Consider the following 25,993-nt stretch of genomic DNA (forward strand, 5'->3'; position numbering starts at 1 on the left):
TTTAGTTTAAAATTTAATCTGTTACAGTTTGAATAAAAATATCGTTTACACTTGGAATTTTTTCGACAAAATGAGTCACTTGTCCTCGTTGTGTAAGGACATTTAACAACTCATTTGGGGTAGCATTCCCAATCTGAATTTCTAGTTTTATTTCGTCATTAATAGATTTAAAATTGGCCTGACCAACAATAAATTTCTGTGTAAGATCAAACATTAAACCTTCAACATTGTCAGACAAAATGCCAACTTCAAAACTATTGGCCTTGAATTGTCTTTTTACATCAATTAGTTTCCCTTCTATTAACTTATTCGATTTATGAATTAATGCAATATGATCACATAATTCCTCTACGCTTTCCATTCTGTGTGTCGAAAATATAATTGTAGCTCCTTCTTCCCGCAAAGCCAGAATTTGATCTTTAATCACATTGGCATTTACAGGATCAAAACCAGAAAAAGGCTCGTCAAAAATCAATAATTTGGGCTTATGTAAAACACAAACGACAAATTGAATTTTCTGTGCCATTCCTTTAGATAACTCTTGTATTTTCTTATCCCACCAGCCTTTAATATCCAATCTATCAAACCAATATTCGAGTTGTTTTTTGGCTTCGGCTTTTGAAAGTCCTTTCATTTGAGCCAAATACAAACATTGTTCCCCCACCTTCATGGTCGTGTACAATCCTCTTTCTTCAGGAAGGTATCCTATATATTGCACATGTTTGGGTTGCAGTTTTTCTCCATCCAGAATAATTTCGCCACTGTCTGGCATTGTTATTTGATTTATGATTCGGATAAGAGACGTCTTCCCTGCTCCATTTGGACCTAAAAGTCCGTATATACTGCCTTTGGGTACAGTTAATGAAACTTCGTTCAGCGCCACATAATCACCATAACGCTTTACGACTTTATTTACTTCAAGAATATTGCTCATGCTGCTTTTTAAATTGTTGTAAAAGTAAATAATTTCGAAACGAATTTCTCTTATAATGCATTAAAAAACCCATCCTTAACGAATAAAGGATGGGTTTGTATTCTAATTTTATATAAATCTTAAGAAAACATATCTTTTACTTTCTCAAAAAATGATTTATCAGATTTCTCTGGGCTTGGGATAAAGTTATCATCTGTCAGAGCATTTTCAAAAAATTGTTTTTGCTCTTTGTTTAATGTTTTTGGTGTCCAGACATTTACATGTACTAGTAAATCTCCGCTGCCATATCCATTAATACTTGGAATTCCTTTTCCTTTTAATCTTAGAATTTTTCCAGATTGAATACCTTCTTCCAATTTGATTCTTACTTTTCCGTTTACAGCATCAATGTCTTTTGAGATACCAAGAACCGCTTCGGCAAAACTGATGTATAAATCATAATGAAGATTTTCTCCTTCACGTTTCAAAAATTCATGTTCTATTTCTTCGATAACAACAATCAAATCACCAGGAACGCTATTTCCTGGGGCATCATTACCTTTTCCAGAAACTTTAAGCTGCATTCCATCTACTACACCTGCCGGAATTTTTATAGAAACGGTTTCATCTTCTACTACCATTCCCTGAGAATCGGCATTGTTTGGTTTTTTGTCTAAAATTTGACCTGAACCTCCACAAGTAGGGCAGGTTGAAGCTGATTGCATTCTACCCAAAATTGTATTGGTCACTCGCATTACTTGCCCTTGCCCATTACAAGTAGAACAGGTTTTATACGACACACCCTGCGCTTGAACTTTACGTTTAACTTTTACTTTTTTCTCTACACCATTGGCGATTTCCTCTAGAGTCAATTTTACTTTAATACGCAAATTGCTTCCTTTTACGCGACGAGGACCTCCGCCTCCGCCAAATCCACCAAAACCGCTTCCAAAAATATCGCCAAACTGACTGAAGATGTCATCCATATTCATTCCTCCATGACCACCACCGCCAAATCCGCCAGAACCATCAAATGCTTGATGTCCGTATTGATCGTATTTTGCTTTTTTGGCAGGATCACTCAATACTTCATATGCTTCGGCAGCCAACTTGAATTTTTCTTCTGCCTCTTTGTCGCCAGGATTCTTGTCAGGATGGTACTTCAATGCACTTTTTCTGTATGCTTTTTTTATTTCAGCAGCATCTGCGCCTTTTGAAATACCCAATATTTCGTAAAAATCTTTTTTCATAATTCAAATAAATTCTAAAAAATTAAAAACAAAATCCAATACTTTTAAATTCCAATTTTCAATTAAAAAAAATCAAAACATTGTTTATTACAACATTCTATTTCTTTTGGAGTTTTAAAGCAAAAATTTTACTTTTTTAGTTCCCAATAACTACTTTTGGAAAACGAATAATTTTATCACCAAGTTTATATCCTTTTTCAAGAACATCAACTATTTTCCCTTTCATCTTTTCTGAAGCTGCAGGAATTTGAGTAATTGCTTCGGCAAAATCAGCATCAAATGCGTCTCCTGCTTTCACATCAACTTGCTCTAATCCTTTAGAAACTAAAGTGCTTTTTAGTTTTTCATGAATTAATTCTACACCTTTTGCCAACAACTCATCTTCCGATTTATTGATTTCAACCATAGCTCTATCAAAATCGTCTAAAACAGGAAGCATTGCTAATAAAACTTCTTGATTGGCGGTTTTGAACAATTCTATTCTTTCTTTCGTAGTTCTTCTTTTGTAATTTTCAAATTCAGCAAATAACCTTAAAAACTTATCTTTTTCTTTGGCTAAGTCTTGAGTTAATTGTTCTTCAACACTTAATTCTTCAATAATAAGTTGCTCCCCATTTGCATTATTCTCTAATGTTGCGTCATCTATTTCTTGATCGAATTCTGTATTTTCTGTAGTCATATTACTTTTATTTTTAAAAAAATTCTTAAACATCTTTTTTTATTCTTTACTATGGATTGCAAAAGTACTGCCAAAAATTAAAAAATGTCAAATTGTCACACTTTTTTAATTTGGCATTACTTTTAATATTATTCGTATTTCCACTTGATGCAAACAAATTATTGTTTGTTGTGTGAACAATATTAATCGATTAAGTCATAAAATTTAATAAAATTTTATGACTATTACGTTATAGTTTACTTATTTTTGTTCCAGATTTTTATTCAACCCCAAAGGAATACAACTCGAAAATCGCGAAATTTAAGGTTGGTTTCTATATAATTATTAATTCATCATTGCCTTATATTAAAAAAAGCTTCGTATTTACTACGAAGCTTTTTTTTGCTTTGCTGCGAAAGTCTATTTCAATCGAACACTCCATTCAAAATCCATTTCAGAAACTTGCACTCCACTTTCATTAGTACCAATCGATTTCATCCAGAATGTTTGCCCCTCACCATTTTCAATTGTTTTCTGAATTGCTTCTTCAATCAAATGCCCATCTTCGCATACAAAAGTGATTCGACCAGTAGCTTTTTTAGAAAAATTAGACTTATTATTGGCAACCAACATCGATATTTTTTTTCCGCTGTTCTGGATTTTATCAATTACCATAGCGCCTGTTGTCATTTCTGCTGCCATTGCCTGAACCGCAAAATACATCGAATTAAAAGGGTTCTGGTTAATCCAACGGTGTTTTACCGTAACAATACATTTGTCTTTGTCAATGTACTTTACCCGAACACCACATATAAATGCCGACGGTAATTTGAAAAATATAAATCGATTCAATTTTGATACGGTTAATTTCATGTGATTTCTTTTTTTGGCTAAAATACAAAAAATACTATGCGTACATATAAAATAGAGAAAAATAACTATTCTTCTGCAATCATAATAGTCATCCACAAATATAAACATCCAATGTATGTCAAAAATAATTGCAAACGTCATTCATAAAAAACTAGGCAAACAACACCTAATATAGATATTATCTTACTTTTATTGTTGTTTTTGTTAATATTATGTTAACATTTACTACTATGCGATACAAGATACTCTTCTTTGGACATATATTTGCATAAGAAATTACTAGGCAGGGAACAAAATAGTAATTTAACAATCATCAATCAAAAAATCGAAATCTAAAAAAAACCAAAAAAAATGGAAACTTCATCCGAAAGAAACACAGCCGCATTTACTCACTTAAGTACTTTTAGTCAGTATATTATTCCGTTTGGGAATTATATATTTCCAATAATTATTTGGACGTCTAAGAAAGATCAATCAGAATTTGTAGATCATAATGGGAAACAAGCACTAAATTTTCAATTGAGTATTTTGATTTACTCCTTGGTATTTGCCTTGATTGCCATTCCTATTTTTCTCTATACCGTATTGAAGAATATTTCTTTTGCAGATTTTGTAAACAACAATGATGTTGTTTTTGAAAATTTTGATTTTGGAAATAATGTTGGAATTTTGACAGTAGCGGCATTAGCGCTTTTTGCTTTTGCTTGCATGAAAGTAGCCGAATTCTTTTTAGTCATTTATGCTTCAATCAAAGCATCTAATGGCGAAGAATACAGTTATCCCCTGACAATAACTTTTCTAAAATAAGAAAACGGCGCACTAAAATATAATATCACAAAATAATAATCAATCATCAATCAAAAAATGAACTGTTTCATCAACAAATCAACTCAAATTAAAAAATTATGAACATTGAAAACACAAAAGCCCAGATGCGTAAAGGTGTTCTCGAGTTTTGCATCTTATCAGTATTAAAAGAAAAAGATGCTTACACCTCAGAAATATTAGACACTTTGAAAAACGCTAAATTATTGGTTGTAGAGGGAACCATTTATCCACTATTAACCCGATTAAAAAACGACGGTCTGCTCAATTACCGTTGGGAAGAATCTACATCGGGTCCGCCTAGAAAATACTACGGACTTACCGAAATAGGCCAAACTTTTTTAAAAGAACTAGATGGCACCTGGACAGAATTGTCTGATGCCGTAAACTTAATAACAAACCAAAAATAATAGTCATGAACAAAACTGTAAATATAAACCTAGGCGGAATGTTCTTCCATATTGACGAAGATGCATATCAAAAACTGACTCGCTATTTTGATGCTATAAAACGATCGTTATCAAAATCCTCTGGACAAGAAGAAATCATCAAAGATATTGAAATGCGTGTTTCAGAATTACTGACTGAGAAACAACAATCAGACAAGCATGTTGTTACAATAAGAGAAGTAGACGAAGTGATTGCTGTAATGGGCCAGCCCGAAGATTACATCATTGAAGAAGATGGACCAAATACTGCAAACAACAGAGACTACGCAGCACCTAGAAGTACAAAAAAACTGTATCGTGACAAAGAAAACGGAATGATTGGTGGTGTTGCTACCGGTTTGGGACATTATTTTGGAATAGACGCGGTTTGGTTAAAAATCATGTTCTTGATATTTGTTTTTGCTGGATTTGGAACTGGTATTTTGGCTTATATCATTCTTTGGGTTGTTACTCCAGAAGCCATTACAACCTCTGAAAAATTAGAAATGACTGGCGAACCTGTAACCATTTCGAACATTGAGAAAAAGGTGCGTGAAGAATTTGATAATGTTTCAGGCAAAATAAAAAATGCTGATTACGATAAATTTGGCAATCAAATAAAAACAGGTGCAGAAAAAATAGGAAGTTCTTTTGGAGATCTAATAATTACTATTTTCAAAATATTTGCAAAATTTTTAGGTATTGTTTTAATTGTTTCAGGATTCGTCGTTCTTTTCATGCTATTGATAGGAGTGTTCACATTAGGAACGAGTGTTTCGATGAATTTTCCTTGGCAAAGTTTTGTAGAAGCCGGTAATTTTACAGATTATCCTGTTTGGTCATTTGGTTTATTAATGTTTATCGCTGTTGGAATTCCATTCTTTTTCATGACTTTGTTAGGTTTCAAATTACTAGCACCCAACATGCGATCAATTGGGAATATTGCAAAATACACGCTTTTAGCTCTTTGGTTAATCGCACTTTCTCTTGCTATCTCAATTGGAATTAAACAAGCAACAGCATTTGCAGTAAATGGCAGAACAATTCAAAAAGAAATCATCAATCTTAAACCAACTGACACTCTTTTTATCAAGTTCAAACACAATGATTATTTTGCTAAAAATGTAAATGACCGAAATGACTTCATGATTACGCAAGATTCACTAAACAACGATATTATTTATTCGAATGAAGTAAGCATTAAAATCGAAAAATCGGAAGAAAAATATGCGTATCTTCAAATCGAAAAAGAATCCAAAGGAAAATCATTGTCTGAAGCGAAAAAAAGATCTGAAGCTATTCGTTACGGGTACAAAGTAATAGGAAATCAATTGATATTAGATAATTATTTAATCACCGATTTGAAAAATAAATTCCGTGATCAAGAAATCGAAATTACGTTGTATTTACCAGAAGGCACTTTGTTTAAAACGGATTCTAGCGTAGAAAACTATGACAGATCGAATGATGAATTCTTCAACTTACATTATAGTTCTGATAATTACACTTACAAAGTGGAAGAATCAAAAGTAAAATGCTTGGATTGCCCAGCAGATGAAAACGAATACAATGATGTTGATGATGATGATAATGAGACTAACGTAACTATCAATGAAAATGGAGTTACTGTTGAAAGTGATACAACTGTAAAAAGCAAAAAGAAATTCAAAGAATTGAAAATCAACAAAGATGGTATAATTATTAAAACGGAATAGTCATGATAAAAGTTATCACATTAATCACGAAATTTATTATAGTTGCATTAACAGCATTATTATTCGGTTCCTGTAATCATATTGGAGGTATGAATTCGATCACAGGAAGCGGAAATGTTACTACCGAAAAAAGAGTTGTACAAGGCGATTTTAAAAGTGTAGAAGTCAGTAATGCCATAGATTTAGTTGTAGAACAATCTAATACAACAGAAATCACAGTAGAGGCCGATGACAATTTACAAAAAGAAATCACTACAACGGTCGAAAATGGAGTTCTGGTAATTGCTTGTAAAATCAATAACTTTATTAACATCAAATCAAAAAAAGTTACTGTTAAAATGCCCGTAATTGATGGATTGGAAGCATCATCTGCTGCATCAATAAAAAGCAGAAATACGCTAAAAGGAGATCATATCACTTTATCAGCATCTAGTGCGGCGACCATTAAAATAGCCCTAGAATTTGAAACAATTCAAAGCGAATCCAGTAGTGCAAGTAACATCACACTAATGGGAAAAGCCATAAATTTGGAAACATCAGCCTCTAGCGGAAGTATAGTTGACACAAACGATTTACTTGCCAATGATGTGACAGCCGATTCCTCAAGCGGCGGATCAATAGCTGTTCATCCTATTGTGAGTCTAAAAGCAGAAGCTTCAAGTGGAGGAAACATTAACTACAATAACGTTCCAAAATCAATTCAAAAAGAGGAAAATTCTGGAGGAAGTATTAATCAAATCTAAAAGTATAATTCTTAAATATTTTAAAAATCATCCATCAAAAATGGGTGATTTTTTTATATTTGTACAAACCCCAAATTAAAAAAAAACAAAATGAAAATATCCCACGTACTTGCATTATTCCTACTGACAACTACAATGGCAATTGCCCAAAATAAAGAAAAAATAAAAGGATCAAAAACAGTTCTGGAAAAACCGAAAGAAATTGGCGATTTCAATACCTTAGAAATAGATGATAATCTAACCGTTTACTTGGAAAAAGGTCCAAAAAACGAAATAAAAATCGAAGCCGATGATAACTTACATGAAATCATTTCTTTCGACCTAAAAGAAAAAGCGCTTCGTATTTATACTTCAAAAGAAGCAACCGGTTTCAAAAAACTAATTGTAAGAGTAAAATATACCGATGATTTAAAAACCGTTATTGCAAAAAATGCCTCAATAATAAACGCAATCGAAAGCATACAGCTTGACGACATTACCTTTTCGTCATTTGATTTTGCAAAATTATATTTGAATGTTAATTCGAAAAATTTTACTTTGCTGTCTGATGATAAATCAAAAACTGAACTCAATTTGAAATCCGAGAAAGCAAAAGTGCAATTAAGTAAAAATGCACAAATCAAAGCATTAATTTCTACGACAGATCTTGCCTTCGATTTGTACCAAAAAGCAACAGCAACTATTGAAGGAGATGCCACCAACGCAATTATCAGATTAGATAATAATACAGTATTTACCGGAGTTAAATTTACCATTAAAAATGCAGATGTAACCACAGAAAGCAATGCGGTTTGCAATATAATGGCCGATACAACTCTTGTTGTTGATGCTACCGACACTTCAAAAATCAACATCATTGGAACACCAAAAATTGAAGTTCGTAAATTTTTAGGCGAAGCCCAACTGATAAAAAAATTGAAGTAATTTCAAAACGACCAATTATTTTTTTCCAAAAAAAAGTCCCAATCTAAAAAAATTGGGACTTTACTATTATTTTAAAAAAAAAATTAATCTTTAGAAGCCAAATATCTTTCGGCATCCAGAGCGGCCATACAACCTGTACCGGCAGCCGTGATGGCTTGACGATACACGTGATCTGCAGCATCTCCAGCAACAAATACTCCGTTTACATTTGTTTTGGACGTTCCTGGTGTATTTACAATATAACCTGTTTCGTCAAGAGTTAAATATTCTTTGAAAATTTCGGTGTTGGGTTGATGCCCAATCGCAACGAAAAAACCAGTAGCCGGAATATCAAATACTTCACCAGTAGTTTTGTTTTTGGCTTTTACACCCGTAACCACTTGCTCATCTCCCAAAACATCAACGGTATCGTGATTCATCAAAATGGCAATATTTTCGGTTTTGCGAACGCGTTCTTCCATAATTTTTGAAGCTCTAAACTTTTCGCTACGAACAAGCATTGTTACTTTTGAACATAATTTTGACAAATAATGTGCTTCTTCACAAGCGGAATCCCCTGCTCCAACAATAACTACTTCTTGATTTCTATAAAAGAATCCGTCGCAAACAGCACAAGCAGAAACTCCACCGCCCATTTTTAGATAATGTTGTTCAGATGCAATATTCAAATATTTAGCCGAAGCTCCTGTAGAAATAATCACAGTTTCACAATGCAATTCAACAGTATCGTTGATCCAAACTTTGTGAATGTCTCCTGAAAAATCTACTTTAGTAGCCCAACCATCACGGATATCGGCACCAAAACGTTGCGCTTGACTTTGCAACTGCACCATCATTTCTGGACCAGTAACTCCATCTACATAACCCGGGAAATTTTCAACTTCGTTTGTGGTAGTCAATTGACCACCTGGCTGCATTCCTTGATATAAAACAGGATTCATATTGGCTCTGGCTGCATATATGGCCGCAGTATAACCTGCTGGACCAGAACCTATAATAAGGCATTTGATTTTTTCTATTGTATCTGACATGTTTTTTATTTTTTTGAGATACAAATGTACTCTTTATTATAAAAAATTCACACTGTTATAAATCCAAAAAACTAATGAAGAAATAAATTTTATTTATTTTACCAAATCGCTTTGAAAAGCAGAAATAAACCTTATATTTGCACTCGATTTACGGGGTGTAGCGTAGCTCGGTTATCGCGCCTGCTTTGGGAGCAGGAGGCCGCAGGTTCGAATCCTGCCACCCCGACCAAAAGCCGAACAGCAATGTTCGGCTTTTTTTGTGCGAAAAAATATTATCATTCAATTATAATGCAAAAAAAGAAATTAAATATCCCTAAATCCCTATTTTTACACCATAAATCACAATAAATCTATTTTATGTTAATACTAGGAATTGCAGGAGGAACAGGATCGGGAAAAACAACCGTGGTACATCAGATTATGAATGAGTTACCAGATACCGAAGTTGGGATTATCTCGCAAGACTCTTATTACAAAGAAAACCACAACATGTCTTTTGACGAAAGAGCCTTAATTAATTTTGACCATCCACGTGCTATAGATTTTGATTTATTGGTTACTCATCTCAAAGAACTAAAGGCGGGAAATAACATCAACCAACCTGTATATTCTTTCGTAACACACAACCGAACAGATGATACTATTTTTACCCATCCCCGCAAAGTAATGATTGTAGAAGGTATTTTAATCCTCGCCAATCCAGAACTAAGAGATCTTTTTGATGTAAAAATATACGTCCATGCCGATTCAGACGAGCGTTTAATACGTCGATTAAAAAGAGACATTGCCGAACGTGGTCGTGACATGAATGAAGTATTAAACCGCTACCAAAATACCCTGAAACCAATGCATGAACAATTCATTGAACCCACAAAAGCTTTTGCCGATATCATAATCCCAAACGACAAATTCAATACCGTCGCTATAGATGTAGTTCGTGCCGTAATTAATCAACGTATTTTGTAATTTTATTGTAATTTTATACCAAAATAAAAATCAAACATTTAGTTTTTCGGTCACAGTAGTTTGAAATTAAATAAGTTACAATAAAAAAGTGCTTTCCCATTTATATTGGAAGTCAAAAATCAATACCAATGAAAAATCCCTATAAAGAAAAACCCTGGTTTAAATTTTTAAGCAATAAATACGTTTGGGTGTTATTGGCTTTCTTGACCTGGATGTTATTTCTAGACAATTATTCCTATTTTGAGCACCGTTTTCTCAACAAACAAATTGATGAACTCGAAGAAAATGCAGCATATTATCAAGGGGAAATTAAAAAAGATGAAGAAAATATCAAGCAGTTGAAAAACCCTGAACAAATAGAAAAGTATGCTCGAGAAAAATACTATATGAAAAAAGATAGTGAAGACATTTACATCATAGAATTTGAAGGCGATACCGTTCAAAAAAAATAATCGCTCCATTTTACATTCAACACTAATTCCAATCCAAAATGGCTAAAACCCTATTCGACGATTTCAGCCCGGTTTCCGCAAAACAATGGAAGCAAAAAATTCAATTTGAACTCAAAGGAGCCGATTATAATGAAACTCTTATTTGGAATTCTCCCGAAGACATCAAAATAAAACCATTTTATGACAAAGAAGACATTGCAAAAACGCATCCTATTTCTACAAAGGCTTCCGAATTTAAAATTTGCCAAAATATCTTTGTTTTTGATATAGAAAAATCAATAGTAAAAGCTTTAGATGCCTTAAATCGTGGTACCGAAAGTCTTCGTTTTACTATTCCCGATGAAAGTGTAAACATTGTAAAACTATTAGAGAAAATACCTTTAGAAAAAATTACAGTTTATTTTCATTTCAATTTTTTATCAATCGATTTCGTTAAAAAAATTGATACCATTGCAAAAGAAAAAAATGCAATTATTTATTGTCTTTTAGACCCAATAGGTCAATTGGCCAAAGATGGAAATTGGTTTCAAACTCAAGAAAAAAATAATTTTGAAACATTAGAAAAACTCACAAAAGAAACTTCTTCTATTTCTCTAATAAGTGTTAACGGTGGTTTATATCAAAATGCGGGGGCAAATATAGTACAGCAAATCGCTTATAGCTTGGCTCATGCCAATGAATACTTCAACCGAATCTCCTCTATAAACCAGCCCATTGTTTTTCAAATTTCTGTGGGAGGAAATTACTTTTTTGAAATTGCAAAACTGCGCGCTTTTAGAATACTTTTTAACAGTATAGCCAAAGAATACAATCACAATCTGGACTGTCATTTACTGATAACTCCAACAAAACGCAACAAAACCATCTACGATTATAATGTAAATATGCTTCGTACAACAACCGAATGTATGAGTGCAATACTAGGCGGAGCCGATGCCATTGCCAATTTACCCTATGATGCATTATACCATAAAGACAATGAATTTGGAGATAGAATTGCCCGAAACCAATTGTTGATTCTTAAAGAAGAAAGTTATTTTGACAAAGTAGATAATCCGGCCGATGGCAGTTATTATATTGAAAATCTAACCAATCAATTGGCAGACAAAGCCTTACTTCTTTTTAAAGATATTGAAGCCAACGGTGGTTTTCTAAAGCAACTGAATGAAGGGATAATAAAAAGAAAAATCCAGGAAAGCGCTGATTCTGAACAGGCTTTATTCGATTCCGGAAAAGAAACCTTGTTGGGTACTAATAAATATCCTAACAAAAATGACAAGATGAAGCAAGATTTAGAATTGTTCCCTTTTGTAAAAATAAAACCCAGAAAAACATTGATTACTCCCATAATCGAAAAACGACTGGCAGAAAAGATAGAACAGGAACGTCTTTCAGCTGAATAATCAAATACAGCGATAAGGTGTCGAAAAAAAATAAAAATCAATTTGGTCCAGTAACTAAAGAGATTAAAGGTTAAAAAAAAGATGAAAAGAAAAGATTTACAACATATAACACTTAAAAAAGATTTTCAGACAGCAGACCAGAAACTGCAGTCTGAAAACTTCTTGACTGCTGAAGGAATTGAAATTCACAAAACCTACTCAGAAAAAGATATCGAGTCAATCGAACATCTTGATTTTGGAGCGGGTTTTGCACCCAATTTACGTGGTCCGTATGCTACTATGTATGTGCGCAGACCATGGACAATACGCCAATATGCAGGATTCTCGACAGCAGAAGAAAGCAATGCTTTTTACAGAAGAAATCTGGCTGCGGGTCAAAAAGGATTATCTATTGCATTCGATTTGCCTACGCATCGAGGATATGATTCGGATCACGAACGTGTAGTAGGCGATGTAGGAAAAGCAGGAGTTGCAATAGACTCTGTCGAAGATATGAAGGTATTATTCGATCAGATTCCGCTTGACGAAATGTCGGTTTCTATGACTATGAACGGTGCCGTTTTACCTATTATGGCTTTTTATATCGTTGCTGCCGAAGAACAAGGGGTAAAACCGGAGCAACTTTCCGGTACTATCCAAAATGATATCCTGAAGGAGTTTATGGTGCGGAATACGTATATCTACCCGCCTACTCCATCGATGAAAATTATCGCCGATATTTTTGAATTTACCAGTAATAAAATGCCAAAATTCAATTCCATTTCTATTTCAGGCTATCACATGCAGGAAGCTGGGGCAACTGCAGATATTGAATTGGCCTACACTCTTGCAGATGGATTGGAATACATTCGAACAGGACTGGCGACCGGCATGAAAATAGATGATTTCGCTCCTCGCCTATCCTTTTTCTGGGCCATCGGGATGAATCATTTCATGGAGATTGCCAAATTGAGAGCCGGAAGAATGATTTGGGCAAAACTGGTCAAACAATTCAACCCAAAAGACGAAAAATCTCTAGCATTAAGAACGCATTGCCAAACATCGGGTTGGAGTCTAACCGAACAAGATCCGTTTAACAATGTGGCTCGTACCTGTATTGAAGCGGCGGCGGCGGCTTTTGGAGGCACACAATCATTGCATACCAATGCCTTAGATGAAGCTATTGCATTACCTACTGACTTTTCGGCCAGAATTGCCCGAAATACTCAAATTTTTTTACAGGAAGAAACCAAAATTACCAAAACAGTAGATCCATGGGCTGGCAGTTATTATATTGAAAGCCTAACTAACGAAATTGTCGAAAAAGCTTGGAAACTCATCGAAGAAGTTGAAGAACTGGGTGGTATGACCAAAGCCATTGAGACTGGATTGCCGAAAATTAGAATAGAAGAAGCTGCAGCGCGAAAACAAGCGCGAATAGACAGCAACCAGGACGTCATTGTAGGTGTCAACAAGTACCGTCTGGAAAAAGAAGACCCACTACAAATTTTGGATGTAGACAACCAAATGGTACGCAAACAACAACTCGAACAATTAGACCGAATTAAAGCAACTCGAGATGCAGATAAAGTTAAAAATTCGCTCCAAAGACTAACTCTTTGTGCGCAAACAGGAGAAGAAAACTTACTGGAAATCGCTGTAGAAGCCGCTAGAAATCGCTGTACATTGGGCGAAATCAGCGACGCTTTAGAAACGGTATTTGGAAGATACAAAGCACAAATTAAATCTTTTAGTGGCGTGTATAGTAAAGAAATAAAAGACGACAAAAGTTTTGAAAAAGCAAAACAACTAGCCGATACCTTCGCCAAACAAGAAGGTCGTCGCCCTAGAATTATGATTGCCAAAATGGGACAAGACGGTCATGACCGTGGTGCCAAAGTAGTAGCAACTGGTTATGCCGATGTTGGTTTTGATGTAGATATTGGTCCACTTTTTCAAACACCTGCAGAAGCTGCCAAACAAGCAGTCGAAAATGACGTGCACATTTTAGGCGTTTCTTCATTGGCAGCGGGTCACAAAACATTGGTTCCCCAGGTAATTGAAGAACTCAAAAAATACGGAAGAGAAGATATTATGGTAATTGTTGGTGGTGTCATACCCGCTCAAGATTATCAATTTTTATTTGACGCCGGAGCGGTAGCTGTTTTTGGTCCAGGAACAAAAATAAGTGAAGCAGCCATCAAGATTTTAGAAATTTTAATAGAAGATTGAAAGCATAAAACACCAATTCAAAAATTGGTGTTTTTTTTTATCAATTCTATTTTTAAAATAACGCATTTAGTCTCTCAAATTTGATTCTATTGTTTTGATATTTAGCACTAAAAAAATACTTTTAAAAAATCTGAATTAGATACCTAAAACCAATAGAATAAGTCAAAATATGTCCTTTAAATTTAACAAAAAACAAATTGTTAATAATAACCGAAATTATTTTTTTTCAATATCTTTGAAAGCAATAAAAAAACTACTTTCAAAACAAACAAAACAAACAAAACAAACAAAACAAAAATGAAAAACTTTACTAAATCATTGATTGCACTACTTTTGCTTTCAACTTCAGCAATTTACAGCCAACAATTCACTTCAAGAAATAGTGGTACAGATGTAAGATTAAATATTTACGGTTCCTATGCGTTTAAAGACAGTTTCGATTCTTATTACAGTAATGGGAACTACTCTGGGCAATTACAAGATGGTTTACAATATGGTGGTGGTTTAGAATACATTGTAGGTGATCATACTGGCGTGGAGCTTTCTTATATCGGACAAACTACTACAGCTCCAACTACCTACTATTATCCATTAACTACTGCCAAAGTAAACTATGATGTACAAATGAATTATATCATGATTGGTGGAAATAAATACTTTAGACAAGCGGGTTCTAAATTTGAAGGTTTTGGTGGTTTAAGTATTGGTATGAACATTGTAGATATCAATAACCCGAACCCCTCTTCAAATTACACTTATAATGATCAAACAATTACAAAATTTGCTTGGGGAGTAAAAGCAGGAGGAATTGTTTGGGTATCTAACAAAGTAGGTATCAAAATGCAAGCACAGTTATTATCGACTTCACAAACATTTGGTGGAGGATTATACTTTGGAACTGGCGGAGGTGGAGCAACAGTAAGCAGCTATTCTACTGTTTACCAATTTTCATTAGGAGGAGGATTAGTTTTCCAATTAAGTAAATAAAAAATAGTTTCTCAAGATTTATTTAACTGAATAATTTATAAAAACATCAATCGTAAGATTGGTGTTTTTACTTTAATAAAACTAAACAAAGACATTAATAAAAAAAGTCCAATCGAATAGTACTATTCAATTGGACTTTTTTATTTAAAAGTGTAAAAATAAATTAAATAACACTTGCTGTACTATCTGCAACGATAAAGGAAGTGTCGAATCCTCCAAATCTTTTCAGATAACTTCTCAACGAAGTTCCATAAGCGTCTTTAAAATACCTTTTCCCTTTGTACCGAAAATACTTTTTAACGGATCCTACACCAGCAAGGTGTGCTGCTGCCAAAATTCCAGACTCTGTAATCAATGTTCCGTTCATTACAGTTCCTTCGTACTTTTCGATAACATTTCTTAGCTCCCATTTGTTTTTAGACAAAAGGGCAATAAATGCTTTTTCTTGCATTCTAGGGCTGTTTAAGAAAGTACTACTATTGTGAACTCCAATAGTTTTTAATGTTTCTATACCAAATTGGTATTTTCCTAAATAGCCTAGTGAATTAATTTTTTTGTATTTTCCCTGTGACTCTTTGAAGCCGATTGCTTCTTTATATCCGATAAAGAAATTTCCAGTATAGGGAATCTCAGAATTGGTATAATCGTTCACATTTAAAGATGGTAATAAGTAGGATGTATCATCTGTTTCATTAATTAGAAACCATGGGGTAGATTCTAATTTGGAGGGTTTAAAACCGTAGCTCAAAAATGCTACAACAACAATCAAACCAGTGTAAAAATACCATTTTTTTATCATATTTAGGTTTTCTTCAAAACGCTGTCCCGTTAAGAAATTTCTATGCGCAAAGATACAACTTAAAAAATAAAGCTGAAAATCAAGCCTTTAAACTTATCAACTTTTTAAATTTATGGTTCATAAGTCACTCGTTATGCGAGCGTTCTAGTTTTGAAAATAAAACAGAAAGATTGAAAAAACTCAAAATAATTGACTTAAATTTATAAGCTTATTCTTGTTTAAAAAAAGAAAAAACGTCTAGAAAAAGCAAAATAACACTCAAATGATTACAAATTCCACATTTTGCGATAACGTTTGAAATAAAAACATAGAAATTTAATAATCGACATTTGTTTTTTTTGGGCATATCCCTGCGGGTCGGGCTGTCCATTGTATTCCCGATTAACAAAAACTACGGCAAAAAAGCCTTGTTTTTCTAAATCGGGAGATGCCATTTCCATCCCTTATGCAATTACGTTTTCAAAACATCATTTATGGGCAAATTCAATATAAAAAAGCTCCAAAACTGTTATTAAACAATTTTGAAGCTTTTATAAAAACATTCTTTATTACTGATAAAAATCTTAACGTTGTACGCCTTGACTATTAATCCAATCCGAATATTTTTTGGCATTAATATTATGCTCAGGCAAAGTAGCCGCAAATTCGTGATACCCAAAACGGTCAACACTCGCACAAAAATAAATGTAGTTGTTCTTTTCCGGATTTAAAACCGCCTCAAGTGCCGTAATATCAGGCATTGCAATTGGCCCTGGAGGAAGCCCAATATTCATATAGGTATTATAAGGATGTTTCATTATCAAATCATTATAAAAAACTCTTTTTATAACTTGATTAAAATCATTCGATTTCTTTTTCATTGCAAAAATAACCGTTGGGTCAGCTTGCAATGGCATTTCAAGTCTCATTCGATTCAAATAAACCCCTGCAATTCTTGGTCTTTCGTCTTTCTTAACTGACTCTTTATGCACTATCGAAGCCAAAATTGTTGCTTGAATTGGCGTTAGACCTTGTGCTGCAGCTTTAGCAGTTCTTTCTTTGTTCCAAAATTTATGATACTCTTTAATCATTTTGTCTCGGAATTTCTCCGCTGAAATATTCCAATAAATATCATAAGTATTCGGAATAAACATAACCAAAACATTATCCTCTGTAAATCCGTTTTCTTTCAAAAATACAGAATCTTTAAACGTATTCAATAATTCTAAACTGTCCGGTTCAATTTGCGAACCCACTCGACCAGCAAAATTTTCCAAACGTTCCTGATTGTTAAAAGCCAAACTTACCGGATCATTAATCCGCATTGTTTTAACCAAATCATAACTGTTCATTCCTTTTTTAAACAAAAACCTCCCAGCTTTTACATTTTCAGGATAGCTTGTTTTTCCAGCTACCATTTCAAAACGTCCCATATCCTCGACATAAGGAGCAATTATTTTTTTTACATCCTCATAATTGGACCCAGTTGGTACATAAACATACAACTCCTTTTCTGCAAATTTTGTGTTACCACTAAAAATTTGATACATCAAAACAAACCCGTAAATGATTAATACTGATATTAATGCTACAGATACTAATGATACTATTTTTTTTAGATTCAAAATATAAAAATTTAAAATTACTGCTACAGTTCGCTGTCGCTCGTGTGATTATTAATTAGTTGAAAAATAGCTTCGTCCTTGTAAACTCCATTGACAAAAGTCCAATCTTTTTTTACGCCTATTTTTTGGAAACCAAATTTAGTAAAAAGAGCGATACTAGCGGTATTTTCGGTTCCAATATTTGCGTATAATTGATGTAAGTTAAGATTATAAAAAGCATATTGAATCAATAAGTCTAATGCTTCTGACCCAATGTTCTGATTTCTGTTCTCTGTTCCTTGAATTACTATCCCCACGCCTGCTCTATTGTTCTTAGGGTCAAAATCAAACAAATCAATTAATCCCAAAGCGGGAAAATCCTGATCTTGACAAATAGCCAGTCGCAATTGCTTGGCCTCATAAATATCCTGATGGGCATTTTCTAAATACTGCTTCACCAAAAACCGACTATAAGGTGTATGAGTGTTGCTTACCTCCCAAATACTTTGATCATTTTCTATAGCATAAATAAACTCCAAATCATTGGGTTCAAGTGCTCGGATGTAAATGTTATCGCCTTTTAATGTTTTCATTGAAGAGTTTTGAGTTGTGAAATTAATAATTTACGTTTTATCTTAAATCTCAATTACCCCTTTAAACACAAATTCAGCAGGACCTTTCAAGAAAACATTGGTAAAACCGTTTGGTGTTTTATCAAAAGAAACTACTAATTTTCCACCTTCAACATTCACATTAATAGCTGTGGCATTGGTTTGTCCAGTTGCATTCATGGCAATTGCAACCGCTGTAGCCCCAGTTCCGCAAGCCAAAGTTTCATCCTCTACTCCTCTTTCGTAAGTTCGAAGTCTAAAAGTGTTGTCGTCTATTTTTTTTACGAAATTAATATTACTTCCTGCCGCTCCATATAATTCACCAAAACGAATGGCAGAACCATTTTCTTTTACATTATAATGCTCTAGATCTTCTACCATTTGCACATGATGCGGAGAACCTGTATTCAAGAACGAATACTCTTTTTTAATATCTATAGCAGGAACATCAATCATCTGTAAAGAAACCAATTCATTATCTTCGAATGAAGCGTGATGCAAACCATCGGTTGCAATGAATGTAGTTTTATCTTCAATCACTTTTAGATCTTTGGCGAAAGCCACCAAACAACGCCCTCCATTTCCACACATTGAACTTTGATTTCCATCGGAGTTGTAATACACCATCCTAAAATCAGTTTCGGTATCATTTTCCAACAAAATAAGCCCGTCGCCACCAATTCCGAAACGTCTATCACAAAGATGTTCAATCAATTCCGTATTCTCTTTTGGAAAAAAACTAGAACGATTGTCAATCATAACAAAATCATTTCCAGCCCCTTGATATTTATAAAATTCTAATTGCATTATTTCATTCTTTTAAGTCACACAAAAGTACAAACTATTAATGAATTGTTAATCATTGTTAAAGAGCGTTAAACCATATTGCTTGAAAAAAAATTTCCGCTAAATTCGTAATCAAATAACTAATAAAACATTTTTTTCTTATGAAACAAATTTCAAAATTATTCTTGGTATCCTTGTTGAGTGGCGCAACGACCCTTGGCGCGTACAAATTATTATTTGACAACAATGGTTATTTTTCATCCAACAAAAACGGAATTACAACACTTGCTCCAGAATCCTACGGAAGATCAGTTTCTTTAGGAGCCGAAAACATTGATTTTACGGTTGCCGCAGATAAAACCGTTCATACTGTAGTTCACGTAAAAAATGTATCGGTAAGAACTATTTCCAATCCTATAATGGAATACTTTTATGGCTATGGTGGACAGCAACAACAAGAGCAAGTTGGAACAGGATCGGGCGTAATTATTTCTGAGGATGGCTATATCGTCACCAACAATCACGTAGTAAAAGACGCTTCTGATATTGAAATCACGCTAAACAACAAAAAAACGTATAAAGCAAAACTCATTGGAACCGATTCTAAAATGGATATTGCTTTATTAAAAATTGATGCAGACGAAAAATTACCTTATTCTACTTTTGCCAATTCCGATTCGGTTAAAGTGGGTGAATGGGTACTGGCCGTTGGAAATCCTTATAACTTGACGTCGACCGTTACAGCTGGAATTGTTTCGGCAAAAGCCAGAAACCTAGACACTCGAGGCATTCAGTCTTTCATTCAAACTGATGCTGCCGTAAACCCTGGAAACAGTGGAGGCGCATTGGTAAACACTCGCGGAGAATTAATTGGTATCAACACTATGATTTCATCCATGACAGGCTCTTACGTAGGATACTCTTTTGCCATTCCTTCCAATAATGCTCGAAAAATTATCGAGGATATCATGGAATTTGGAAATGTACAAAGAGGAATTCTTGGAGTTGAAGGTGGTGAGCTAAACGGAACTGCATCAAAAGAATTGGGTATTTCACAAACACAAGGTTTCTACATTAACAAAGTAACCAAAAACTCTGGTGCCGAAAAAGCAAAATTGCAAAAAGGAGATATCATTATCAAATTGGACAATCAAGATATTGCCACTTTTGCAGACCTTTCGGGTTATGTAAACACCAAAAGACCAAATGATAAAATTCAGGTTACTTATTTACGAGATGGAAAAACGTTGGTTACTCCTGTTGTATTGAGTAAAAATGAAAATTTCAATAGCGAATTCAAAGGAATCGAAATTGAAAATATTGATGCCGCTGACAAAAAGAAATTCAGATTGGATTATGGCGTAAAAATCAAATCGATTACAAATGAAAACTTGGCACAATATAGTGACGAACTTACCGGAAATATCATTTTAAGCATTGACAATGTCAAAGCTACCAATGTGGAAACTGTTTCTAAACTTTTGAATAATAAAGACGAAAAACAAAGTACCCGTATCGAAATGATAAATAAAAACGGAGAAGTCATTCGAATCATTATCTAAAACGTTAAATCAATAAATTTATAGTCGGCTTGCAATTGTAAGTCGACTTTTTTTATTCTAAAAAAATCATAAAAAAAGTTACGAAATCGATTGAAATAGGTACTTTTGCACCAAATTTTAAAAAAACGCATTAATTTACATTTCAAATTTTCAAAATAAATAACATGGATTTATACGAAAAAGAGGTTTCGTTTCAAGCCGACAGAAGACGTTCAGGAGTAGAATTAATCAAAACGATCAGTGATTTATGGTACGACAAATCAATCGAATTGGTTTTGTTCCGCAACCAATTAATTGACCGAAACGTAAGCGAAATTATCAACTTACACGAATATGCAGGCAAATTTGTAGGAAAACCCATTTCGGTTTCAGATTCAGTTGAAATTGCCAATATCATTCTTTCTTTAGACTTACCACCAGCAAAATTAGATATTGGAAAACTTACTTATGAATATCGATTAGAGGATGAAAAATACCCAGATGCAAGGCATTTTGTTTTAGATAAATTAAAAGAAACCAAATTCTCTGAAGAAATCCAACCCAAAGATGTTGTGTTGTATGGTTTTGGTCGTATAGGACGTTTATTAGCTAGAGAGTTAATGTCCAAAACAGGCAAAGGAGAGCAAATGCGTTTGAGAGCAATCGTTACAAGAGACAAAAACGATGCTACAAGCCTGGAAAAAAGGGCTTCTTTATTGCGTTATGACTCCATTCATGGCGATTTTCAAGGTTCTGTCGTTGCCGATACAAAAAACAATGCTTTAATCATCAACGGCACTACTGTTCATATCATAACAGCAAACACTCCTGAGGAAATTGACTATACTAAATACGGCATCAATAATGCACTCGTAATCGACAATACTGGTGCTTTCACTACCAAAGAAGCTTTGAGCCGTCATTTAGTTTCAAAGGGAGTCGATAAAGTATTGCTTACCGCTCCAGGAAAAGGAGTTCCAAATATCGTTCATGGTGTGAATCAAAACGAGTACAACCCGGACGAAATCGACATTTTCTCTGCTGCTTCTTGCACCACCAATGCGATTACTCCGATCCTAAAAGCGATTGAAGACACTTTGGGAGTAGTAAAAGGACATTTAGAAACCATTCACGCTTATACAAACGACCAAAATTTGGTTGATAATATGCACAATAAATACCGTCGTGGTAGAGCTGCTGCACTAAACATGGTCATCACAGAAACTGGCGCAGGTACTGCAGTTGCCAAAGCATTGCCGTCCTTGGAAGGCAAATTAACTTCAAATGCCATTCGTGTTCCGGTTCCAAATGGTTCATTGGTTGTATTAAATCTTGAAGTAACCAAAGAAACTTCGGTAGAAGCTATCAACGCAATCATGAAAAAATACGCACTCGAAGGCGAACTGGTAGAACAAATCAAATATTCATTGAATAACGAATTGGTATCTTCCGACATAGTGGGAACTTCGGCTCCTTCAATTTATGACAGCAATGCAACAATCGTTTCCAAAGATGGAAAAAATATAGTGCTTTATATTTGGTACGACAACGAATACGGGTATAGTCACCAAGTGATTCGACTTGCCAAATACATTGCCAAAGTAAGACGTTTTACGTACTACTAGCATTCATTTACAGGTTGGGAAAGCTCTTTTAGTTTTAATTTTAGTTTTTTAGATAATAAAATCGCCCCAGCCTGAATTTAACAGAAATCCGCCAAGTTGTAAAACGAGGCGGATTTTTTATTTTTAGGTAAAAAAATGATTAACCGCAAAGTTCGCTAAGGAGAGCCCAATGTAAGCAAAGCTTTGCGAACTTTGCGGTATTCTTTGTGTACTTTGCGGTTAATTTTTAGATATGTATAACTCGAAAAATTTAAATAGGTAAAACCGTCGTACTCTTCACTTCCGAAATAATAAAAAAACTATTTATCAAAGACACCTCAGGCAAAATCGACAATTTCATTTGATGAAAATGATGGTAACTTTCCATATCGGGCAATACAATTTTGAGCATATAATCAAAACTTCCCGAAACAAAATTGCACTCTACCACTTCGGGTAAATTCAGTATCGCCTGATTGAAACTATCCGAAATATCAAAAGTTTGCTTCACCAATGTCACCTGACAATAAACTGTAAGGTTTTTTCCTAGCTTTTTTTTATTTAAAATAGAGACATACTTCTCTATAATACCCTCTTTTTCAAGACGTTTCACTCTGTCATGAACAGGTGTTAGCGAAAGATTTATTCGATTTGAAATGTCTTTCAATGTCAAATGAGCATCTTCTTGCAGAAGACGCAATATTTTTCTGTCGGTTTCGTCTAAAATCATAGTATACAGGGATTCATTAAACTTAAAATAATCAGATAATTTTTCTTTTTAGAAACAAATAACGAACTAAATAAAGAAATAATTAATGCTAAATTAGTTAATAAAATTAATATTTTCTTATTTTTAATCACAATGCATAAAATTTTTCTTTATCCCCTAAATTTGTATTTCAATTTTGAATTAACCACTAAATACAACTGTTATGATAATCGGTGTACCAAAAGAAATTAAGAATAACGAAAATCGTGTTGCTCTAACTCCAGCAGGTGTTGCTGAGATGAAAAATAACGGTCATAGTGTTTATGTTCAAGCAACTGCAGGTGAAGGAAGCGGTTTTGCTGACGAAGAATATGCTGCAGCCGGTGCTATAATCTTGCCTACTATTGAGGAGGTATACAGCATTGCCGAAATGATTATCAAAGTAAAAGAGCCAATTGCTTCAGAATATCCTTTGATAAAAAAGGACCAATTACTTTTCACATACTTTCACTTTGCATCATCAGAGCCATTAACTCATGCAATGATTGAGCGTCAAGCTATCTGCTTGGCATACGAAACTGTTGAAAAAATAGACCGTAGCTTACCATTATTAGTTCCAATGTCTGAAGTAGCAGGTCGTATGTCTATTCAAGAAGGTGCAAAATACTTAGAAAAACCATTAAAAGGAAGAGGAATTCTTCTTGGAGGTGTTCCAGGTGTTCCTCCTGCTAAAGTATTAGTACTTGGTGGTGGAATCGTAGGAACTCAAGCAGCAAAAATGGCTGCCGGTTTAGGAGCTCAAGTCACTATTATGGATGTAAGTTTACCACGTTTACGCCAATTAGACGATATTATGCCAGCTAACGTTATGACTCAAATGTCTAACAACTATAACATCAGAAAAGCAATTTTGGACACTGATTTAATTATTGGTGCAGTATTAATTCCAGGAGCAAAAGCACCTCACTTGATTACTCGTGATATGCTAAAATTAATGCGTCCGGGAACTGTTCTTGTTGACGTAGCAGTTGACCAAGGAGGTTGTATCGAAACTTGTACTCCTACAACTCACGAGAATCCAACTTTCATCATTGACGATATCGTACATTACTGCGTGGCTAATATGCCAGGTGCAGTACCTTATACTTCAACATTAGCGCTTACAAATGCCACTTTACCTTATGCTGTACAATTGGCAAACAAAGGATGGCAAAAAGCGTGTGCTGAAAACGAAGAATTAAAAAAAGGATTAAACATTGCTAACGGAAAAATCCTTTACAAAGGAGTAGCCGAAGCTTGGAACCTTCCTTTTAATGAAGAGTTAGTATTAGAAAACGCTGTTTGCTAATATTAAATAAGTGCTTACTACACTAGAAAAACCCGACTTGTTTCTACTTGTCGGGTTTTCTGTTTTATAAAAAAATTCCGTCTCGTTTGATGAGACGGAATTTTAAAAATCCTTTTTAAAGCTGCAATCTAAAATATTATTCCTTCGGTTTTGATAAATAATAGACAGGAATACCTGTTAGCATAATCAAAACTCCCCAACCACAAGTAGAAAACTTGGTAAGCAATAATCCAATACATATAGCTACAGCCACAATAATATATACTAATGGTAAAAAAGGATACCCAAAAGCTTTGTATGGTCGTTCTACATTGGGCATTTTCTTTCTAAGAATAAAAATTCCATATATAGTAAGGATATAAAAAATCAAAACGATAATAATTACAAAATCCAATAAATCACCATACTTACCTGTCAAGCATAAAGCCGAAGCCCATACGCATTGAACCCACAAAGCCCACGCTGGAACACCAGCTTTATTAATCTCACCCGCTTTCTTCAAAAACAATCCATCTTTCGCCATCGTATAATACACTCTCGCTCCAGCCATTATCAAACCATTATTACAGGCAAAAGTCGATATCATAATCATCACCGCAATGATAATCGTTCCCATATCTCCAAAAGTATATTGCGAAGCTACAACCGCAACACGATCTGACTTTGCCGTGGCAATTTCCTGAAAAGGAATAACGGCCAAATACATCAAGTTTGCCAATAAATAAATAATCGTCACAATAAATGTTCCCAAGAACAAACTCAGTCCAACATTACGTTTTGGATTTTTAATTTCCCCAGCTATAAAAGTAACTCCAACCCAAGCATCACTTGAAAATAAAGAACCCACCATTGCTGCAGAAATACCTGTTAGCAAAGCAGTCCCTCCAATAGGCATCCAAGAACCACTTTCAGTATCAAAAGCTCTTGAACTCCACGCATTAGACCAGTTGGCATTCCAAATATCTGCTTTCGCAGCCAGAAGAAACCCAAAGACAATCAAACCAAACAGCGATAAAATTTTAATTATAGTCAAAACCGTTTGCATAATTTTACTGTTCTTTACCCCGCGACTATTAATGTAAGTCAATAAGACAATCGTGATTATAGAAACAATTTGAGCAGCATTTAGTTTAAAAGCTCCCAATTCATACAAAACATTTTCATCACTCAATGGTGAATACAAATAAGCTGCAAATTTGGAAAATCCAACACCCACTGCCGCTATAGTTCCTGTTTGTATCACAGCAAAGAAACTCCAGCCATATAAAAAGGCAATTAATTTATTATATGCTTCTTTTAGATAAACATATTGCCCTCCAGCATTAGGAAACATGGCGCTCAATTCGCCATAACTTACGGCTGCAATCATGGTAATTAACCCTGAAATAAGCCATATCAATATAAGCCAGCCCGCAGATCCTACTTGTCTAGCAATATCTGCACTCACTATAAATATCCCTGAACCAATCATTGACCCTACTACAAGCATAGTTCCGTCCAGTAATCCAAGTTCTCTTTTAAATTCTCCCTGTTTGTTTTCTTCCATTTTTATTGGTTTAAATTTTGGTTGCCTAAAGATATACTTTTTTTTGAAAATTACTAATGCTGGCTTATTTTGAGATCGAAACAACTG

General features: G+C 34.2%; 24 protein-coding genes and 1 tRNA gene. 14 read left to right on the top strand and 11 right to left on the bottom strand.

What is annotated here, in order from left to right:
- Nucleotides 1–13: 13 nt before the first annotated feature.
- The 4 genes from OLM57_RS00115 to OLM57_RS00130 form a co-directional block, all read right to left on the bottom strand.
- Nucleotides 14–934, bottom strand: coding sequence for an ABC transporter ATP-binding protein (locus OLM57_RS00115; RefSeq protein ID WP_264565220.1), 921 nt, complete (start codon nucleotides 932–934; stop codon nucleotides 14–16).
- 119 nt (nucleotides 935–1,053) lie between these two features.
- Nucleotides 1,054–2,163: a molecular chaperone DnaJ gene (dnaJ, locus tag OLM57_RS00120; protein ID WP_264565221.1), complete on the bottom strand. Its 1,110-nt coding sequence runs from the start codon at nucleotides 2,161–2,163 to the stop codon at nucleotides 1,054–1,056.
- A 136-nt stretch (nucleotides 2,164–2,299) separates the two neighbouring features.
- Nucleotides 2,300–2,875, bottom strand: coding sequence for a nucleotide exchange factor GrpE (locus tag OLM57_RS00125; protein ID WP_264565222.1), 576 nt, complete (start codon nucleotides 2,873–2,875; stop codon nucleotides 2,300–2,302).
- Between the two features lie 366 nt (nucleotides 2,876–3,241).
- The gene (locus OLM57_RS00130) at nucleotides 3,242–3,694 is read right to left on the bottom strand and encodes a DUF4442 domain-containing protein (RefSeq protein ID WP_264565223.1); all 453 of its coding nucleotides are present in this window, start codon (nucleotides 3,692–3,694) and stop codon (nucleotides 3,242–3,244) included.
- Between the two features lie 351 nt (nucleotides 3,695–4,045).
- Between OLM57_RS00130 and OLM57_RS00135 the strand changes: the two genes are divergently transcribed.
- The 5 genes from OLM57_RS00135 (at nucleotide 4,046) to OLM57_RS00155 (ending at nucleotide 8,329) form a co-directional block, all read left to right on the top strand.
- Nucleotides 4,046–4,501: a DUF4870 domain-containing protein gene (locus OLM57_RS00135; RefSeq protein WP_264565224.1), complete on the top strand. Its 456-nt coding sequence runs from the start codon at nucleotides 4,046–4,048 to the stop codon at nucleotides 4,499–4,501.
- Nucleotides 4,502–4,599: 98 nt separating this feature from the next.
- Nucleotides 4,600–4,929 (top strand): PadR family transcriptional regulator, encoded by a 330-nt coding sequence (locus OLM57_RS00140; protein ID WP_035640831.1) that lies wholly within the window; start codon nucleotides 4,600–4,602, stop codon nucleotides 4,927–4,929.
- A 5-nt stretch (nucleotides 4,930–4,934) separates the two neighbouring features.
- Nucleotides 4,935–6,662, top strand: a complete 1,728-nt coding sequence (locus OLM57_RS00145) for a PspC domain-containing protein (protein ID WP_264565225.1) — start codon at nucleotides 4,935–4,937, stop codon at nucleotides 6,660–6,662.
- A gap of 2 nt (nucleotides 6,663–6,664) precedes the next feature.
- Nucleotides 6,665–7,405: a head GIN domain-containing protein gene (locus tag OLM57_RS00150; protein ID WP_264565226.1), complete on the top strand. Its 741-nt coding sequence runs from the start codon at nucleotides 6,665–6,667 to the stop codon at nucleotides 7,403–7,405.
- A gap of 90 nt (nucleotides 7,406–7,495) precedes the next feature.
- Complete coding sequence (locus OLM57_RS00155; protein WP_264565227.1) at nucleotides 7,496–8,329, top strand: DUF2807 domain-containing protein; 834 nt, start codon at nucleotides 7,496–7,498, stop codon at nucleotides 8,327–8,329.
- 83 nt (nucleotides 8,330–8,412) lie between these two features.
- Here OLM57_RS00155 and trxB read toward each other — a convergent pair whose 3' ends face one another.
- Nucleotides 8,413–9,360 carry a thioredoxin-disulfide reductase gene (trxB, locus tag OLM57_RS00160; RefSeq protein ID WP_264565228.1) on the bottom strand — a complete coding sequence of 316 codons (948 nt, stop codon included), beginning with the start codon at nucleotides 9,358–9,360 and terminating at the stop codon, nucleotides 8,413–8,415.
- Between the two features lie 151 nt (nucleotides 9,361–9,511).
- Here trxB and OLM57_RS00165 point away from each other — a divergent pair.
- The 6 genes from OLM57_RS00165 to OLM57_RS00190 all read left to right on the top strand — a co-directional run bounded on the left by OLM57_RS00165 (nucleotide 9,512) and on the right by OLM57_RS00190 (nucleotide 15,379).
- Nucleotides 9,512–9,589: transfer RNA gene (locus OLM57_RS00165), tRNA-Pro, on the top strand.
- Nucleotides 9,590–9,717: 128 nt separating this feature from the next.
- Entirely contained in the window at nucleotides 9,718–10,326 is a 609-nt protein-coding gene (gene udk, locus OLM57_RS00170) for a uridine kinase (RefSeq protein ID WP_264565229.1), read from the top strand.
- A gap of 128 nt (nucleotides 10,327–10,454) precedes the next feature.
- Complete coding sequence (locus OLM57_RS00175; protein ID WP_264565230.1) at nucleotides 10,455–10,778, top strand: FtsB family cell division protein; 324 nt, start codon at nucleotides 10,455–10,457, stop codon at nucleotides 10,776–10,778.
- A gap of 38 nt (nucleotides 10,779–10,816) precedes the next feature.
- Nucleotides 10,817–12,181, top strand: a complete 1,365-nt coding sequence (locus OLM57_RS00180) for a methylmalonyl-CoA mutase subunit beta (RefSeq protein ID WP_264565231.1) — start codon at nucleotides 10,817–10,819, stop codon at nucleotides 12,179–12,181.
- 81 nt (nucleotides 12,182–12,262) lie between these two features.
- On the top strand, nucleotides 12,263–14,392 hold the full coding sequence (gene scpA, locus OLM57_RS00185; RefSeq protein WP_264565232.1) for a methylmalonyl-CoA mutase: 2,130 nt from the start codon (nucleotides 12,263–12,265) through the stop codon (nucleotides 14,390–14,392).
- A gap of 297 nt (nucleotides 14,393–14,689) precedes the next feature.
- Nucleotides 14,690–15,379: a hypothetical protein gene (locus OLM57_RS00190; protein WP_264565233.1), complete on the top strand. Its 690-nt coding sequence runs from the start codon at nucleotides 14,690–14,692 to the stop codon at nucleotides 15,377–15,379.
- Between the two features lie 163 nt (nucleotides 15,380–15,542).
- Here OLM57_RS00190 and OLM57_RS00195 read toward each other — a convergent pair whose 3' ends face one another.
- From OLM57_RS00195 to dapF, 4 genes are all read right to left on the bottom strand, one after another.
- The gene (locus OLM57_RS00195) at nucleotides 15,543–16,178 is read right to left on the bottom strand and encodes a peptidoglycan-binding protein LysM (RefSeq protein WP_264565234.1); all 636 of its coding nucleotides are present in this window, start codon (nucleotides 16,176–16,178) and stop codon (nucleotides 15,543–15,545) included.
- A 563-nt stretch (nucleotides 16,179–16,741) separates the two neighbouring features.
- Complete coding sequence (mltG, locus tag OLM57_RS00200; protein WP_264565235.1) at nucleotides 16,742–17,782, bottom strand: endolytic transglycosylase MltG; 1,041 nt, start codon at nucleotides 17,780–17,782, stop codon at nucleotides 16,742–16,744.
- 23 nt (nucleotides 17,783–17,805) lie between these two features.
- On the bottom strand, nucleotides 17,806–18,354 hold the full coding sequence (locus OLM57_RS00205; protein ID WP_264565236.1) for a GNAT family N-acetyltransferase: 549 nt from the start codon (nucleotides 18,352–18,354) through the stop codon (nucleotides 17,806–17,808).
- A 42-nt stretch (nucleotides 18,355–18,396) separates the two neighbouring features.
- Nucleotides 18,397–19,179, bottom strand: coding sequence for a diaminopimelate epimerase (dapF, locus tag OLM57_RS00210; RefSeq protein ID WP_264565237.1), 783 nt, complete (start codon nucleotides 19,177–19,179; stop codon nucleotides 18,397–18,399).
- Between the two features lie 140 nt (nucleotides 19,180–19,319).
- Here dapF and OLM57_RS00215 point away from each other — a divergent pair, with 140 nt between their 5' ends.
- Together OLM57_RS00215 and OLM57_RS00220 are read left to right on the top strand one after the other, a co-directional pair.
- Nucleotides 19,320–20,720: a trypsin-like peptidase domain-containing protein gene (locus tag OLM57_RS00215; RefSeq protein WP_264565238.1), complete on the top strand. Its 1,401-nt coding sequence runs from the start codon at nucleotides 19,320–19,322 to the stop codon at nucleotides 20,718–20,720.
- Between the two features lie 164 nt (nucleotides 20,721–20,884).
- Nucleotides 20,885–22,324, top strand: coding sequence for a glyceraldehyde-3-phosphate dehydrogenase (locus tag OLM57_RS00220; protein WP_413614332.1), 1,440 nt, complete (start codon nucleotides 20,885–20,887; stop codon nucleotides 22,322–22,324).
- Between the two features lie 250 nt (nucleotides 22,325–22,574).
- On the opposite strand, the gene OLM57_RS00225 is transcribed toward OLM57_RS00220, so the two are convergent.
- Nucleotides 22,575–23,033 (bottom strand): Lrp/AsnC family transcriptional regulator, encoded by a 459-nt coding sequence (locus OLM57_RS00225; protein ID WP_264565239.1) that lies wholly within the window; start codon nucleotides 23,031–23,033, stop codon nucleotides 22,575–22,577.
- Between the two features lie 202 nt (nucleotides 23,034–23,235).
- On the opposite strand from OLM57_RS00225, the gene ald reads away from it, so the two are divergent.
- Nucleotides 23,236–24,360, top strand: coding sequence for an alanine dehydrogenase (ald, locus tag OLM57_RS00230; RefSeq protein ID WP_264565240.1), 1,125 nt, complete (start codon nucleotides 23,236–23,238; stop codon nucleotides 24,358–24,360).
- A gap of 136 nt (nucleotides 24,361–24,496) precedes the next feature.
- Here ald and OLM57_RS00235 read toward each other — a convergent pair whose 3' ends face one another.
- The gene (locus OLM57_RS00235) at nucleotides 24,497–25,906 is read right to left on the bottom strand and encodes an APC family permease (RefSeq protein WP_264565241.1); all 1,410 of its coding nucleotides are present in this window, start codon (nucleotides 25,904–25,906) and stop codon (nucleotides 24,497–24,499) included.
- Nucleotides 25,907–25,993: the final 87 nt, after the last annotated feature.

The organism is Flavobacterium sp. N3904, assembly GCF_025947305.1.
Taxonomy (GTDB): Bacteria; Bacteroidota; Bacteroidia; order Flavobacteriales; family Flavobacteriaceae; genus Flavobacterium.

Coding starts and splice junctions, on each gene's coding strand:
- OLM57_RS00115 (WP_264565220.1), bottom strand. CDS start 934: ATGAGCAATATTCTTGAAGTAAATAAAGTCGTAAAGCGTTATGGTGAT.
- dnaJ (WP_264565221.1), bottom strand. CDS start 2,163: ATGAAAAAAGATTTTTACGAAATATTGGGTATTTCAAAAGGCGCAGAT.
- OLM57_RS00125 (WP_264565222.1), bottom strand. CDS start 2,875: ATGTTTAAGAATTTTTTTAAAAATAAAAGTAATATGACTACAGAAAAT.
- OLM57_RS00130 (WP_264565223.1), bottom strand. CDS start 3,694: ATGAAATTAACCGTATCAAAATTGAATCGATTTATATTTTTCAAATTA.
- OLM57_RS00135 (WP_264565224.1), top strand. CDS start 4,046: ATGGAAACTTCATCCGAAAGAAACACAGCCGCATTTACTCACTTAAGT.
- OLM57_RS00140 (WP_035640831.1), top strand. CDS start 4,600: ATGAACATTGAAAACACAAAAGCCCAGATGCGTAAAGGTGTTCTCGAG.
- OLM57_RS00145 (WP_264565225.1), top strand. CDS start 4,935: ATGAACAAAACTGTAAATATAAACCTAGGCGGAATGTTCTTCCATATT.
- OLM57_RS00150 (WP_264565226.1), top strand. CDS start 6,665: ATGATAAAAGTTATCACATTAATCACGAAATTTATTATAGTTGCATTA.
- OLM57_RS00155 (WP_264565227.1), top strand. CDS start 7,496: ATGAAAATATCCCACGTACTTGCATTATTCCTACTGACAACTACAATG.
- trxB (WP_264565228.1), bottom strand. CDS start 9,360: ATGTCAGATACAATAGAAAAAATCAAATGCCTTATTATAGGTTCTGGT.
- udk (WP_264565229.1), top strand. CDS start 9,718: ATGTTAATACTAGGAATTGCAGGAGGAACAGGATCGGGAAAAACAACC.
- OLM57_RS00175 (WP_264565230.1), top strand. CDS start 10,455: ATGAAAAATCCCTATAAAGAAAAACCCTGGTTTAAATTTTTAAGCAAT.
- OLM57_RS00180 (WP_264565231.1), top strand. CDS start 10,817: ATGGCTAAAACCCTATTCGACGATTTCAGCCCGGTTTCCGCAAAACAA.
- scpA (WP_264565232.1), top strand. CDS start 12,263: ATGAAAAGAAAAGATTTACAACATATAACACTTAAAAAAGATTTTCAG.
- OLM57_RS00190 (WP_264565233.1), top strand. CDS start 14,690: ATGAAAAACTTTACTAAATCATTGATTGCACTACTTTTGCTTTCAACT.
- OLM57_RS00195 (WP_264565234.1), bottom strand. CDS start 16,178: ATGATAAAAAAATGGTATTTTTACACTGGTTTGATTGTTGTTGTAGCA.
- OLM57_RS00205 (WP_264565236.1), bottom strand. CDS start 18,354: ATGAAAACATTAAAAGGCGATAACATTTACATCCGAGCACTTGAACCC.
- dapF (WP_264565237.1), bottom strand. CDS start 19,179: ATGCAATTAGAATTTTATAAATATCAAGGGGCTGGAAATGATTTTGTT.
- OLM57_RS00215 (WP_264565238.1), top strand. CDS start 19,320: ATGAAACAAATTTCAAAATTATTCTTGGTATCCTTGTTGAGTGGCGCA.
- OLM57_RS00220 (WP_413614332.1), top strand. CDS start 20,885: ATGGATTTATACGAAAAAGAGGTTTCGTTTCAAGCCGACAGAAGACGT.
- OLM57_RS00225 (WP_264565239.1), bottom strand. CDS start 23,033: ATGATTTTAGACGAAACCGACAGAAAAATATTGCGTCTTCTGCAAGAA.
- ald (WP_264565240.1), top strand. CDS start 23,236: ATGATAATCGGTGTACCAAAAGAAATTAAGAATAACGAAAATCGTGTT.
- OLM57_RS00235 (WP_264565241.1), bottom strand. CDS start 25,906: ATGGAAGAAAACAAACAGGGAGAATTTAAAAGAGAACTTGGATTACTG.